Origin of the sequence: Acinetobacter sp. ANC 4173, assembly GCF_004331255.1 — a bacterium.
Taxonomy (GTDB): Bacteria; Pseudomonadota; Gammaproteobacteria; order Pseudomonadales; family Moraxellaceae; genus Acinetobacter.
In genome coordinates, this window is sequence record NZ_SJOF01000006.1 from 80,618 (window position 1) to 94,870 (window position 14,253).

Consider the following 14,253-nt stretch of genomic DNA (forward strand, 5'->3'; position numbering starts at 1 on the left):
TTAAGGTAAAAGCGATGTGAGACAGAATGCACGCTAAAGTTTTGCCTATTTTCACTGAGAGACTTCATTGTCAGTACACAGGCTGTTACTATCGGAACTGAAATTTCTAAGTGATCAAACCGCCATGCAAGAGTCGATTGAACAATATATGCAAACGGTAGGACAACAAGCACGCCAAGCTTCGCGCGTGTTAGCCAGCGCTTCTACCCAAATGAAAAACAATGCTTTGTCTGCAATTTACACAGCATTACAAAACAATGAGTCTACGATTTTAGCGGCCAACCAAATAGACATGGATAAAGGCCGTAACAATCAATTAGACAGTGCCTTGCTTGATCGCTTAGAACTCAACCCCACACGCTTTAAAGGTATGCTGCAAGGTCTTAAAGATGTGATTAGTCTGGTCGATCCGATTGGTGAAATCACGGATTTAGCCTACCGTCCTTCTGGCATCCAAATTGGAAAAATGCGCGTGCCACTGGGTGTGGTCGGTATGATTTATGAATCACGCCCAAATGTAACCTTAGAAGCCGCTTCTCTGGCGTTAAAGTCTGGAAATGCCATTATTTTACGTGGCGGTTCTGAAGCATTGGAATCGAATAAAGCCATTGCAGCAGCTATTCAGCATGGGCTCAAAGCATCAGGTTTACCTGAAACTTCAGTTCAAGTGATTAATACCGTGGATCGTGCAGCCGTGGGGCAGCTTATTACCATGTCGGAATATGTGGATGTGATTGTTCCACGTGGAGGCAAAAGTTTAATTGAACGTGTGAGCAATGAAGCCCGTATTCCTGTGATTAAACATTTAGATGGGAACTGCCATGTATTTGTGGAAGCACAGGCAGATTTACACAAGGCACTACCGATTGCACTGAATGCCAAAACCCATCGTTATGGCGTTTGTAATGCCATGGAAACCCTCTTGGTGGATGAAAAAGTTGCCGAAGCGTTTTTACCGCGCATTGCAGAATTGTATGCAGAGAAAAATGTTGAACTGCGTGGTTGCCTTGAAACACAACGGATTTTAGGCAGTACCGTTAAACCTGCAAGTGAAGAAGATTGGTACACTGAATATTTAGGTCCAATTTTGGCAGTTAAAGTCGTATCGGGAATGGATGAAGCGATAGAACATATTAATAAATATGGTTCGCATCATACCGATTCGATTATTACTGAAAACTTCAGTTTGGCGCGTCAATTCCTTGCACGAGTCGACTCAAGCTCAGTCATGGTGAATGCCTCTACCCGTTTTGCCGATGGTTTTGAATATGGTCTAGGCGCTGAAATCGGCATCTCTACCGACAAGATTCATGCGCGTGGCCCAGTCGGCTTAGAAGGTTTAACTTCGCAAAAATGGATTGTGTTAGGCGACGGACAAATTCGCCAATAATTCTTCTCTAACTAAAATATCTTTAAGTGTTCAGTTTCAACCATGAAGCTGAACACAGCGACTACACTATCCCTGCCTTAAATTTTGTAACATGATAAAAAAATTGAAAAAGATAAAAGGGAAAGCGCATGTTTTATTATTTGATCATTTGTACCTTTTTACTGGCATTACTGGTTTCTTTTACAGTAATGAAAATTTTTTCTAATTCGATTAATGCAATTCTGGCACGCATTATTCATGACCCGATTCATGAAGCTTGGGCAAAATACACCAAATTTGCTGGTATGGTGGTCGGAACATCTTCAGGCATTCGTATTTACGATATGGAAAAATACATCACGCCGCTGACTTATACCGAGCATGACAAGAAAATTGTGATAGAACTGACTCAAGAGCGCTGGGTACTGGAAATTTACCGGACCATCATCGAAACCTTACAAGGTCTGGCTTGGATGATGTTGGTCTTTTTTATGGTGGCATTAATTGCCTATGTCATTGTACGCTGGTCAGAAATCAAGTATCAAAACTAAGCATAAAAACAACACTTAACTCCTGCTCAAAATTCATTTCTCATGCTAGGGTTAAAGATGTACGGGAAGAAAAATTTAGGTTTAAGCACTATTTCATGAATAAATGAAAACTATCAACCTATAAATTCTATTTATTATTGTCTCACTGGTCGATAGTGCTTAAGTCTAATCTCCTAAAGTCTATCTAGGACAGAAAATCAACACATGATAAAACATTATTACTGATCTGGATTGCATTAATAAGTACTGCATAAAGATCACTTTAGGGACGACTTATTTCAATTAAAATTCGGGTATATAAACGTGTCTACATCAGTATTAGTAATTAACTGCGGTTCATCTTCAATTAAATATGCACTTGTTTCAGAACGCCGTGAAGATCGTATTTTTGGTTTGGCAGAAAACTTAGGCTCTGCTGAAGCCCGCATTAAAGGTGTCACTGTTGGTGGCGCACCACTAGAACTGTCTATTCCTCATGCGGATCACGAAAAAGCATTAGAAACAATTTTAGAGCGTCTTTCTCACTATAACCCTCAAGCCATTGGTCATCGCGTTGTACATGGTGGTACATTGACCAAAGCTGAATTACTGACACCAGAAATTATTGAACGTATTCGTGAAGCGACGCCGCTTGCACCGCTTCACAACCCTGCACATCTTGTTGGCATAGATGCAACCATGCGTTTATTCCCTGAATTGCCACAAGTTGCAGTATTTGATACTGCATTCCACCAAACTATGCCTGCACATGCTTACCGCTATGCAGTGCCTAAATTCCTTTACACTGAACACAATGTCCGTCGCTACGGCTTCCACGGCACCAGCCACGCGTATGTGTCTGAACGTGGTTCAGAATTGGCAGGCAGCTTAAAACAAGGCGGCTGGTTAACAGCTCACTTAGGTAACGGTAGCTCGACTTGTGCTATCTGGAATGGTCAAAGTGTTGACACTTCTATGGGTTTAACGCCACTCGAAGGCATTGTAATGGGGACTCGCAGTGGCGATGTAGACCCAAGTTTACACAGCTTCTTAGCCTCTAACTTAGGTTGGGATGTCTACAAAATTGACAAAATGCTCAACAAAGAAAGTGGCTTACTCGGTTTATCAGACAACCTTTCGAATGACATGCGCACTTTGATTGAAGCCTCTGAACAAGGCAATGAAGATGCAACACTCGCCATTGAAGTATTCTGCTATCGCCTTGCAAAATCTTTAGCTGGACTTAGCTGTGGCTTACCACGCTTAGATGGTTTGTTCTTCACCGGTGGTATTGGTGAAAACTCTGCCTACATCCGTGAAAAAACCATGTCGTATTTACCACACTTCGGCTTTAACCTGAACAAAGAGCAAAATAACAGCCTCAAACGTGGTACCGAAGGGCGTATTGATGCAGGGACTGGTCCACAAATTTGGGTCATTCCAACCGATGAAGAAGGTCGCATTGCCAAAGAGACAGCAAGCGTTGTCGACCATGAGGTTAATCAGACAACTGCAAAAAAGTCTGAATCAACTGCCGCGATTGCTTAAGCAATCGCGCCTTGACTGCATTTCCTATTTTTAATGAATATAACGACTATGAAAACAATTCTTTTAGTCCCAACTGGTGAAGGCGTTGGTCTTACATCAGCATGTTTAGGTTTAAGCTATGCTTTAGAATGCCAAGGTGTTAAAGCGGGCTTTCTTAAACCTTTTTCTCAAGAAAGTAAAATTGAAGCTGATCGTACCAGTGCTCTTTTTCAGCATCTCACCAAAAGTGAAACTGTTGAACCCATCCCTTATGCAACCGTCACTCAGCAATTAAACTGTGGTGAAAGTGATGAACTGCTAGAGGAAGCTGTTCGCTTACATCGTCAAATTGCAAAAAAACATGACATCATTATTGTTGAAGGGTTATTACCAAACGCACGTGATGCTTTTGCCTCTGAACTGAATGCGGCTTTAGCAAAAGCCTTAGATGCCAAAGTCATTATCGTGAGCAATGCAGATATTCATAAAGCTTCTGCATCAGCTGAAAAAGTCGAAGCTCAACTGCGTCATTTTGGTGGTGCATCAAGTGATCGTACTGCTGGCGTGCTATTCATGCGCACTAAGGGTTTACCTGAAGGTTCTGCACAAATTCCACTGACCTTCGATCCAAGCCTACGCTTAGTCAGCGATACCAACAAATTTGTGGCTGATATTCAAAAAACTCATGCCCATATTGGTACAGCGCAGTTGCCCGTGATTGGTCTGGTACCATTCAGTAATACACTGAGTGTACCGCGCATGTCTGATTTGGCAGCCAATTTACAAGCTGAATGGATTAGCCAAGGTGAAGCTTTACAACGTCGTGTGCTGCACAGCAGCCTGATTGCAGCCAATATTGAACACGAACTGGATAAGTTTGTTGCAGGTGAGTTAATCATTAGTGCTTCAGACCGTATCGATGTTTTATTGGCCAGTAGCTTAGCCAGCAGTAATGGAACGCCGCTCGCGGGTCTACTATTGACTGAACATCATGCACCCAATAGCCAAATTCTAGATTTCTGCCAGACGGCGATTAAGCAAGGCTTACCTATCTTACATACTCCGCTGAGTACGTTTGAAACCGCTCAAAGCTTAATGAACTTGAGCAATGAAATTCCAGTAGATGATACTGAGCGCGCCGAGCAAGTCACTCGCTTTGTCTCTAGCCATATTAATGAAGAATGGTTAGCTCTACTCTTGAAGGGTGCTTACCATCCACGTCTGTCCCCTTCTGCGTTCCGTCATGAACTGGTGCAAAAATCCATCCATGCCAAAAAGCGCATTGTATTACCAGAAGGTGACGAGCCTCGCACCATTCAAGCTGCTGCAATCTGTCAATCTCGTGGTATTGCCCAATGTATTCTCTTGGCTAAGCCCGAAGCTGTGGTTGAGGTGGCAAAAGCCCGCAATATCGAGTTGCCATTTGACCTTGAAATTATTGACCCAGACCAGATTCGTGAAAACTATGTCGGGCAAATGGTCGAGTTACGTAAAGGCAAAATCAACGAATTACAAGCACGTGAACAACTGCAAGACACCGTCGTTTTAGGCACGATGATGCTGGCACTCGATCAAGTTGATGGTTTGGTTTCTGGTGCAGTCCATACCACAGCCAATACGGTTCGCCCTGCATTCCAGTTAATTAAAACTGCCCCTGAATACTCATTAGTTTCTTCAGTATTTTTTATGCTGTTGCCTGATGAAGTCTATGTTTACGGTGACTGTGCGATTAATCCAGATCCAGATGCGGAACAACTGGCGGAAATTGCCATTCAATCAGCAGACTCAGCCAAAGCATTTGGCATTGACCCACGTATTGCCATGATTTCCTACTCTACAGGTACATCAGGTGCAGGTGTAGAAGTCGAAAAAGTGGCCCAAGCGACAGCTATTGCAAAACAGCGTCGCCCTGACCTCTTGATTGATGGTCCATTACAATATGATGCAGCCTCTGTCGAAAGTGTTGGTCGTTCTAAAGCGCCAGATTCTCCAGTTGCGGGTCGTGCCAATGTCTTTATTTTCCCAGATTTAAATACCGGCAACACCACTTATAAAGCGGTACAACGTTCTGCCAATGTGGTGAGCGTTGGGCCAATGCTGCAAGGTTTAAACAAACCTGTAAATGACTTGTCTCGTGGTGCGTTGGTGGATGATATTGTGTTCACAATTGCGCTGACTGCGATTCAAGCAGAACAACAAGTTGAAGCTAAAACCAGCAAAGCCTCTTAAATCATTTTCAGTTTTCCAGACCACTCTTTCGGGAGTGGTTTTTTTTTGCTTTAATCAAGAAACCCAATTGCGTCATTACCCCAGAATATCGACAGTGCTTCAAACTTTTCTTGTCAACCACACGCTATGCCCCGTGCATTCAGGATCTTCTGCAACCATCTTCAGCACTTGAAAGCCGTATTGAGCCAATAAATGACGGTATTCTTCTGGAGCTAGACTGGCATGATACAACGCTTGACCAAACAGCTCCCCAATTGCTTCACCATGTGCAGGACCGCTGGTAAACATTAACACTGCGCCTTGTTTAGCATGCACAGCAAATTGCGCAAACATGTGCCGTTGATCGTCTTGCGTCAAATGAAAAAAGCTGTCCCATGCCAAGATTGCATCAAATTTTTGTTCTAGATTGAGTTGGCGCATGTCGGCCTGAAGCCAAGTTTGTTCAGGAAAGTTTTCTCGCGCCATCATCAACATTGCCTCTGCACTATCTACACCTGTTATTGTGCAACCCTGTTCAATGAAATAACTAGCAATCGGTTTCCCCGACCCACAGCCTAAATCCAACACATTGGCTTGATCTGGCAGCATAGCCAACATGCGATCCAACCACACTTTTTCAAATAGCCACTCTCCACGCAATGCCACCCATTCACGTGCATACGTCTGATAAAGCTCAATAATATTCTCTGATAGATGATTGTTTGGCATCACGTTTCTTATTTATGTTAAAGACATGAATGATATGCTTTGTAATCTGTACAAAACTCAGCTTTGTTTTGAAAATTGTATACCCTTTGATCGCGACATTTTAACAAAGAAAACTGCGTTACCACATAAAATGAGAACCACTCCAATCACTGCATTCGGATGCCATTGATAACCCTCCCACACTGTTGAAATCACTAAAGCCACCAACGGAAATAACAAAGTGCTATAGGCTGCCTTGCCCGAACCAATACGCCCCACCAAATAGAAATAGGCAGTAAAACCTATCACTGATCCAAAAATTGCTAAATAAATTAAAGCAGAAATTGCACTTAAAGGCATCGTTGGAAAAAGGTCGTCCTGTTGTAGACATGAAATAAATGCCATCAAAAGAGCACCGTACAACATGCCATAAGCATTGGTGGTAAAAATATCCAATCCATTTTTCTGATGACGGGTACTAATCATATTGCCCAGCGAGAAGCCATAGGTTCCGACCATACACAGTGATATCCCAAGTAAGGTTTGACTGTTTAATGTGGTACCAATCACATCCTGCCAGAACAAGGCCATAATCCCGAGCACCCCAAGCAAAGCCGCAGGATAGAATCGAGATGGAATTTGCTGTGCAAAGAACAGTTTGGCGTTGAGAGTATTAAAAATGACCGCCATGGAGAAAATAACAGCCTCCAAACCACTGCTGATATATTGAACCGCATAGTAGAAACAGACAAAGTTAAAACCAAAAATACAGCAGGCTTGTAACATACAAAACAGATGATCTTTTACAGCCAGCTTTTGCAATTTTCGGCATAGCACAATAAAAGCAAACAAGACAATTGCCGAAATAAAAAAACGCCAGAACACCGCCACATTCGCAGATATACCGCTTTGTTGTTGTAGGCTAATGGCAATCCATGTTGTTCCCCAAATCACCACAACCAAAGCATATAACAACCCATTCATTCAATTTCAACCCAAACTCATCACCTTGAGCACATTATCTCGAAACAAAGACACTCGATACTTGCAGCTTCTTGCGGTCACTATCATCGACTTGTGATTTTTTACTGAATTGTGCCTACGGATGACAAGACCGAATAGAAGTCCTACACTAGTTACTCAATTTGGTACTGCGTGTAGAAGATGAAATATCAGATTCTAGATCAATTACAACAGCATAAAGCTCAACTGCTCGACTCGGTCGAATTGGGTTCAGGCATGCAGCTCGCCATGTGGCAAAATAACCAAGACTGCGTACAGGTCTGTAGCAATCACCACACTTTAAGTATGTACATTCAAGGTGGCTATCACAGTTATCAAAAGACAGCTCAGGGTTGGCAGAATGGTGGTGGACCCGACCATATGTGCCTGATGCCACAAGATTTTGACTCAACATGGGATTTACGTGATCCGCTGACCTTCGTACATTTGTACTACACTGAACAACACTTAAAACGTGTGGCAGAACAAGTCTGGGACCGTGAACCGAGCCAAATTCAGCTCAATCCGCAAAGCTTTGTTGCCGATCCACAAATTGCGATGATTTATCGACACTTTTTACTAAATGATGCTTGGCAGAATCGTGAAAATCACTTACAGATGAGTACTGCCACCACCCTGCTCCTCAACCATTTGATTAAAAATTATAGTCATACCGAGTGGCAAGCTCCTGAAGTCAAAGGAGGGCTATCGCCTTATGTGCTGAAACAGCTTTTACAATGGATTGATCAACATTTACATTTGAGTTTAACCCTATCCGATTTAGCACAACAAACCCAGCTCAGTGAGTATCACTTTGCGCACATGTTTAAACAGTCCATGCATATGCCACCGCATCAATATGTGATGCAACGACGACTGGAATTGGCACATCAAGCATTACAAACCACCACTGCGAATATCACAGAAATTTCAGCTCAATATGGGTTTAGTTCCAGCAGCCATTTTAGTCATCGCTTTAAAAAACATTTCGGCTATCCACCTTCGCAATTGCTGAAAATGGGAAAAACCCGACCTTAAAAAGAGACATTTGAAGATTTGAAGATTTGAAGATTTGAAGATTTGAAGATTTGAAGATTTGAAGATTTGAAGATTTGAAGATTTGAAGATTTGAAGATTTGAAGATTTGAAGATTTGAAGATTTGAAGATTTGAAGATTTGAAGATTTGAAGATTTGAAGATTTGAAGATTTGAAGATTTGAAGATTTGAAGATTTGAAGATTTGAAGATTTGAAGATTTGAAGATTTGAAGATTTGAAGATTTGAAGATTTGAAGATTTGAAGATTTGAAGATTTGAAGATTTGAAGATTTGAAGAAAGATTAAAACAAAAAAAGAAGATAAAGCTTAAGCCTGATCTTCTTTTTGACCGTAAAACCACGTTGCCGTAATAAAACAACTAAAACCAACAACCATCAAAATCACAGATGTCATAACAAAATGCTCTATTGGGAATGCGCTTATTATGCGAAAGTTTTATGACAACTCTGTCATTTGTGAATTCACTCAAATCATCAACATACTAAAGACCATTCATTCAACACATTAACTTTAAATCATTCAACCATCTTTGGACTTTTTCAATAAATGTGGCAGTTTACTCAAATCCCCCTACTGAAATATAGCGCTCTTGATAACCGATTTTATCCATTAAACTTTAGCCCAAAAATGCAGCAAAACACCCACAACCGTGCCGTTATACCTTATAATTTAGCCCGCTAGCTAACAGCCCGCTCAAGAGATATTGGATATGACAACTATTATCAAGCAAGATGACTTGATCACTTCGGTCAAGGACGCGCTTCAATTCATTTCATACTATCACCCGCAAGACTTCATCCAAGCGATGAGCCGTGCGTATGACCGTGAAGAAAACAAAGCTGCGAAAGACGCGATTGCACAAATCTTGATTAACTCTCGTATGTGTGCAGAAGGTCATCGTCCAATCTGCCAAGATACTGGTATTGTTAACGTATTTGTTGAAGTGGGCATGGATGTTAAATTCGATTTAACCATGAGCCTCGATGATGCAATTAACGAAGGTGTACGCCAAGGTTACTTAGAAAATTCGAATGTACTTCGTGCATCAGTTTTAGCTGATCCTGCATTTGGTCGTAAAAATACCAAAGACAACACCCCTGCTGTGATCTATCACAAACTTGTTCCTGGCAACAAAGTAGATATTACGGTTGCAGCCAAAGGTGGTGGTTCAGAAAACAAATCTAAACTAGCAATGCTCAACCCATCTGACTCAATTGTAGATTGGGTACTTAAAACTGTTCCAACCATGGGTGCAGGCTGGTGTCCTCCAGGTATGTTGGGTATCGGTATTGGTGGTACTGCTGAAAAAGCCATGATGCTTGCAAAAGAATCGCTCATGGAAGAAATCAACATGGACGAATTACTTCGTCGCGGCCCTGAAAATAAAATCGAAGAACTTCGTATGGAAATCTTCGAAAAAGTAAATGCACTCGGTATTGGTGCACAAGGTCTAGGCGGCTTAACCACAGTTCTAGACATTAAAATTAAAGATTACCCATGTCACGCTGCGGGCAAACCAGTCGGCATGATTCCAAACTGTGCGGCAACTCGTCACGCGCACTTCCAGTTAGATGGTTCTGGTGTTGCGCACATTCAAGCACCGAAACTTGAAGACTACCCGTCTGTAACTTGGGATTCTTCAAGTTCTAAACGTGTAGACCTCGATACCATTACCCAAGAAGAAATGAATGCTTGGCAACCAGGCGACACCTTATTGCTTAATGGTACCATTTACACTGGTCGTGACGCTGCGCACAAACGCATGGTTGACATGTTAAACAATGGTGAAGAGCTTCCTGTAGACCTTAAAGGTAAATTCATTTACTACGTAGGTCCTGTAGATCCTGTGGGTGATGAAGTGGTTGGTCCTGCTGGTCCTACAACTGCAACACGTATGGATAAATTTACACGCCAAGTGTTAGAAGCAACTGGCATGTTCGGTATGATTGGTAAAGCAGACCGTGGTCCAGCGGCAGTTGAAGCCATTAAAGACAACAAAGCAACTTACCTTATGGCTGTAGGTGGCGCGGCTTACCTTGTGTCTAAAGCAATTCGTGAAGCTGAAGTAGTTGCCTTTGCTGACTTAGGTATGGAAGCAATTTACAAGTTTGTGGTTAAAGACATGCCTGTATCAGTTGCTGTAGATGTAAATGGTACGTCTATTCACGCCACAGCACCTAAAATCTGGCAAGCGAAAATTGGCAAAATTCCTGTAGTAGATGCTGCAGCGGGCTAAACCCTAGGTTTTGCTTTTTTCAATACCCTTAACATGCCAAGGTCTTGTTAAGGGTATTTTTTTGCCCAAAATTTCTCTTTCTATAATTATCGTTCATTCTAAATATCATGAAAAAATTAAGCCAAATCCTGACGACACTCACACTTTGTACACTGAGTTTCAGCACTTTCGCAAAGCCAGCAATCGAAACTTCTGTCGAAAAAGCTCTACTACTTGGTGACATTAAAGATACTTTGGCTTAATCCCAACAAGAAATGCGTCCTGTTTATGAACAACAAGCAGAAGAAATGCTCAAAAACATGTTCAAAACAACCACACTGAATACAAAACAATAAAAAGCAGCCCATCAAATTGCAGATATCACTGCATCTTTCAGCAGTAAATTAATTTCTGATCCAAAGTTCATGCAAATGCTAAAAGATATCTAGATGCAGACATTCATTGAAGAAGAAGTACTTGCCAATATTCAGTCCCTTGAAACACCTGTAGGACAGTCCATCAACAAGAAAAGTAGCAAAATGATGAGTGAAATCATGCGCAACAGTATCCAGATGTCGGCTCAAATGATGCAAGACCCTGCAACGCAAGACGAAATCAATCAGCAAGTGGCAAAAACACTTGAGCCATTATTCAAACAGACGAAAAAGAGCCAATAAGCTGATTACCACGTACGAATATCCCAAATTTTGAAGGGTTGTGTAAGCTGCACATCAGATTGAGCGTCATATTTTGCTGCTTTAATTTTTTGTGCTTTATGACGTAACTCACCTGTTTGTTGGTTTTGCACCACAAAGTTATAACTTGAAGATTTCAGTTGGGTAAATGCAATTTCATTTTGCCCAATCGAGTTAGGCACCAAAATTAACGGTCCCGAAATTTCCTTACGTGTACTCAGATTTTCTTCATCATATTTCACGTAATAACTCTTACCCGCTTCAACCGTGAAATCTAAATATTTAGGTTTTTGAAAATGCTGAATGCCTAAAGGTCGACTGCTCGATAAACGATAAGTTCCCGCAGGAAGCTCCAACCAGTAATAATGATTATTCAGCAAACTCGGAATTCGCTGTTTATTGATAAAAAGACTGGAAGCCACAATTTCTTGACGATTCCAACGACTGTCGGGACGATAAAGATAGACCACCGCAGCTTGATTATGCTGCGTCTGAACAGGATGGTAACGTTGACCTAATTTTTTATTGACCCAACCACCCACCGAAGTCACCCCCAATCGGTACTGTTCAACAATCCCAGGGGCTTGACTGGTATCTACAGAGTGCAGTGTCGAGCTTAATTCAGGTTGTTCCAAAACTGCCTGCTTATGGCATCCAAATAAAAATAAACTGCTACATAAGATAAGATAAAGCGAACGCATGATTTTCCCTCACCGCGTATTTCTTTTATTTATTAGGGTGGATCTTGGATATATTCCATTTTTTAGGCATCCTCGCCTTTGCCCCAGATTAACATTCAGCTTTTGACTTGCAAATAAAAAAACGTGCGGAAATCATAAATTTCCGCACGTTTCAGACGAATAACAAATTAAGCAGATTTTGAGTTAATCACTTTTAAATCAACTTTATTTGCATCTTCAGTCGTCACTTTAGGTTGACGTTCAGGCTGTAATTCAGGTTTAGCCGTACCATTAATCACGGCTTCATTCACCACTACAGTCCCCACATCTGTACGGCTTGGTAAGTCATACATCACTTCAAGTAAGGCATTTTCCAAAATTGAACGCAGACCACGTGCACCCGTATTACGTTCAAGCGCTTTTTTCGCGACTGCACGCAATGCCGAATCTTCAAACACAAGGTCAACATGTTCCATGTCGAACAAATGCTGATACTGACGTGTTAATGCATTCTTTGGTTCTGTCAGAATTTGCATTAATGCTTCTTCATCCAGTTCATCCAATGTTGCAATAACAGGTAAACGACCAATAAATTCTGGGATTAAACCGAACTTCACTAAATCTGTTGCTTCAACTTGACGGAACAAATCTGAAAGCTGCTTGCTTTCATCTTTTTTCTTCACATCTGCGGTAAAACCAATACCGCCTTTCTCTTGACGCTGCTGCACAATCTTCTCTAGACCAGAGAATGCACCGCCACAGATAAACAAGATGTTAGAGGTATCAATTTGAATGAATTCTTGCTGCGGATGTTTACGCCCGCCTTGCGGTGGAATCGAAGCAACCGTACCTTCAATCATTTTCAGCAAAGCTTGTTGAACACCTTCACCTGATACATCACGCGTGATCGACGGATTCTCAGATTTACGTGTGATTTTATCAATCTCATCAATATAGATAATGCCCTTTTGAGCTTTTTCTACATCGTAATCGGCTTTTTGCAATAACTTTTGCACGATGTTTTCAACATCTTCACCGACATAACCCGCTTCGGTCAAAGTCGTTGCATCTGCCATGGCAAATGGGACATCAAGCAAACGCGCTAAGGTTTGAGCAAGCAAGGTTTTACCTGAACCTGTTGGTCCGACCAACAAGATATTACTTTTTGCAATCTCAACTGCATCATCGTGCTTATGCCCACTATGTGTCGCTTTAAGACGTTTATAGTGGTTGTAAACTGCAACTGACAGGGTTTTCTTCGCAACATCTTGACCAATCACATATTGATCTAGCGCAGCACGAATTTCTTGAGGTTTCGGCAAAGGCTTCGCAGCCCAGTCACCAGATTCAACCTGTTGACTGGTTTGCACTAAGTCTAAGCATACGTCCACACACTCATTACAGATGTATGCGTCCTCACCTGCAATCAGTTTCCCGACTTCAGACTGCGTTTTACCGCAAAATGAACAATGCTTTTGTCCTTGAGGATGTTCGGACATATTTACTCCAATACTAAAATCTTAAAACTTATGGACGTTTGCTAAGCACTTCATCCACAAGACCGTATTCTTTTGCTGCCTGTGCAGTCATAAAGTTGTCACGGTCTGTATCTCTTGCCACAGTTTCATAGTCTTGACTACTATGCTCTGCCATCAAACGGTTTAAACGCTCTTTAATGAAAATAATCTCACGGGCATGGATTTCAATATCCGATGCCTGTCCACGGAAACCACCAAGTGGTTGGTGAATCATAACACGTGCATTTTCTAAACAGTAACGTTTCCCTTTCGCACCTGCATTCAACAAGAATGCACCCATTGATGCGGCTTGACCCATACAATAAGTCACCACATCAGGTTTAATAAACTGCATAGTATCGTAAATTGCCATACCCGCAGTGACCGAACCACCTGGTGAATTAATGTATAAGTGAATATCTTTATCTGGGTTCTCTGCTTCCAAAAACAACATCTGGGCCACAATTAAATTAGCCATGTTGTCTTCCACTTCACCCGTTAAAAAAATAACGCGTTCACGCAAAAGGCGCGAAAAAATATCAAATGAACGTTCACCACGAGACGATTGCTCAACTACAACTGGGACTAACGCGTTTTCAATAGTTGGAACATACATACGTTTATTTATTCCTAGATTTTTTGTGACTTAACCCATATCCACAATATGAGGGATAATGACCGAAATTGCAAAATATTCCCCATTAAATAACAGAAATTTTTTGCATAAGCTTTGTGAATATGGGA

At 41.6% G+C, this 14,253-nt stretch carries 12 protein-coding genes; 7 read left to right on the plus strand and 5 right to left on the minus strand.

The window, feature by feature from the left end; all coding sequences use genetic code 11:
- Positions 1-124 precede the first annotated feature (124 nt).
- The 4 genes from E0H94_RS08805 (at position 125) to pta (ending at position 5,655) form a co-directional block, all read left to right on the plus strand.
- Positions 125-1,390 (plus strand): glutamate-5-semialdehyde dehydrogenase, encoded by a 1,266-nt coding sequence (locus E0H94_RS08805; RefSeq protein ID WP_131326209.1) that lies wholly within the window; start codon positions 125-127, stop codon positions 1,388-1,390.
- A 128-nt stretch (positions 1,391-1,518) separates the two neighbouring features.
- Positions 1,519-1,920 (plus strand): hypothetical protein, encoded by a 402-nt coding sequence (locus tag E0H94_RS08810; RefSeq protein ID WP_131326060.1) that lies wholly within the window; start codon positions 1,519-1,521, stop codon positions 1,918-1,920.
- A 303-nt stretch (positions 1,921-2,223) separates the two neighbouring features.
- Positions 2,224-3,447: an acetate/propionate family kinase gene (locus E0H94_RS08815; protein ID WP_131326061.1), complete on the plus strand. Its 1,224-nt coding sequence runs from the start codon at positions 2,224-2,226 to the stop codon at positions 3,445-3,447.
- A gap of 48 nt (positions 3,448-3,495) precedes the next feature.
- Positions 3,496-5,655, plus strand: coding sequence for a phosphate acetyltransferase (gene pta, locus E0H94_RS08820; RefSeq protein WP_131326062.1), 2,160 nt, complete (start codon positions 3,496-3,498; stop codon positions 5,653-5,655).
- Positions 5,656-5,754: 99 nt separating this feature from the next.
- Here pta and E0H94_RS08825 read toward each other — a convergent pair whose 3' ends face one another.
- Together E0H94_RS08825 and E0H94_RS08830 are read right to left on the minus strand one after the other, a co-directional pair.
- Entirely contained in the window at positions 5,755-6,363 is a 609-nt protein-coding gene (locus E0H94_RS08825) for a class I SAM-dependent DNA methyltransferase (protein WP_131326063.1), read from the minus strand.
- 57 nt (positions 6,364-6,420) lie between these two features.
- Positions 6,421-7,326 (minus strand): DMT family transporter, encoded by a 906-nt coding sequence (locus E0H94_RS08830; protein ID WP_131326064.1) that lies wholly within the window; start codon positions 7,324-7,326, stop codon positions 6,421-6,423.
- Between the two features lie 180 nt (positions 7,327-7,506).
- On the opposite strand from E0H94_RS08830, the gene E0H94_RS08835 reads away from it, so the two are divergent.
- The 3 genes from E0H94_RS08835 to E0H94_RS18680 all read left to right on the plus strand — a co-directional run bounded on the left by E0H94_RS08835 (position 7,507) and on the right by E0H94_RS18680 (position 11,294).
- Complete coding sequence (locus E0H94_RS08835) at positions 7,507-8,382, plus strand: helix-turn-helix transcriptional regulator (protein WP_131326065.1); 876 nt, start codon at positions 7,507-7,509, stop codon at positions 8,380-8,382.
- Between the two features lie 729 nt (positions 8,383-9,111).
- On the plus strand, positions 9,112-10,638 hold the full coding sequence (locus tag E0H94_RS08840) for a fumarate hydratase (RefSeq protein WP_116758616.1): 1,527 nt from the start codon (positions 9,112-9,114) through the stop codon (positions 10,636-10,638).
- A 428-nt stretch (positions 10,639-11,066) separates the two neighbouring features.
- Positions 11,067-11,294 carry a hypothetical protein gene (locus tag E0H94_RS18680; protein WP_227548570.1) on the plus strand — a complete coding sequence of 76 codons (228 nt, stop codon included), beginning with the start codon at positions 11,067-11,069 and terminating at the stop codon, positions 11,292-11,294.
- A 5-nt stretch (positions 11,295-11,299) separates the two neighbouring features.
- On the opposite strand, the gene E0H94_RS08850 is transcribed toward E0H94_RS18680, so the two are convergent.
- The 3 genes from E0H94_RS08850 to clpP all read right to left on the minus strand — a co-directional run bounded on the left by E0H94_RS08850 (position 11,300) and on the right by clpP (position 14,125).
- On the minus strand, positions 11,300-12,013 hold the full coding sequence (locus E0H94_RS08850; protein WP_131326066.1) for a DUF2846 domain-containing protein: 714 nt from the start codon (positions 12,011-12,013) through the stop codon (positions 11,300-11,302).
- 167 nt (positions 12,014-12,180) lie between these two features.
- Entirely contained in the window at positions 12,181-13,491 is a 1,311-nt protein-coding gene (gene clpX, locus E0H94_RS08855) for an ATP-dependent protease ATP-binding subunit ClpX (RefSeq protein ID WP_131326067.1), read from the minus strand.
- Between the two features lie 28 nt (positions 13,492-13,519).
- Complete coding sequence (clpP, locus tag E0H94_RS08860; protein WP_131326068.1) at positions 13,520-14,125, minus strand: ATP-dependent Clp endopeptidase proteolytic subunit ClpP; 606 nt, start codon at positions 14,123-14,125, stop codon at positions 13,520-13,522.
- Positions 14,126-14,253: the final 128 nt, after the last annotated feature.

Bases quoted from the DNA above. Each gene is read 5' to 3' on its own strand.
- E0H94_RS18680 (WP_227548570.1), top strand. From the start codon at position 11,067: ATGCAGACATTCATTGAAGAAGAAGTACTTGCCAATATTCAGTCCCTT.
- E0H94_RS08830 (WP_131326064.1), bottom strand. From the start codon at position 7,326: ATGAATGGGTTGTTATATGCTTTGGTTGTGGTGATTTGGGGAACAACA.
- pta (WP_131326062.1), top strand. From the start codon at position 3,496: ATGAAAACAATTCTTTTAGTCCCAACTGGTGAAGGCGTTGGTCTTACA.
- E0H94_RS08835 (WP_131326065.1), top strand. From the start codon at position 7,507: ATGAAATATCAGATTCTAGATCAATTACAACAGCATAAAGCTCAACTG.
- E0H94_RS08805 (WP_131326209.1), top strand. From the start codon at position 125: ATGCAAGAGTCGATTGAACAATATATGCAAACGGTAGGACAACAAGCA.
- E0H94_RS08810 (WP_131326060.1), top strand. From the start codon at position 1,519: ATGTTTTATTATTTGATCATTTGTACCTTTTTACTGGCATTACTGGTT.
- E0H94_RS08840 (WP_116758616.1), top strand. From the start codon at position 9,112: ATGACAACTATTATCAAGCAAGATGACTTGATCACTTCGGTCAAGGAC.
- E0H94_RS08850 (WP_131326066.1), bottom strand. From the start codon at position 12,013: ATGCGTTCGCTTTATCTTATCTTATGTAGCAGTTTATTTTTATTTGGA.
- E0H94_RS08825 (WP_131326063.1), bottom strand. From the start codon at position 6,363: ATGCCAAACAATCATCTATCAGAGAATATTATTGAGCTTTATCAGACG.
- clpP (WP_131326068.1), bottom strand. From the start codon at position 14,125: ATGTATGTTCCAACTATTGAAAACGCGTTAGTCCCAGTTGTAGTTGAG.
- clpX (WP_131326067.1), bottom strand. From the start codon at position 13,491: ATGTCCGAACATCCTCAAGGACAAAAGCATTGTTCATTTTGCGGTAAA.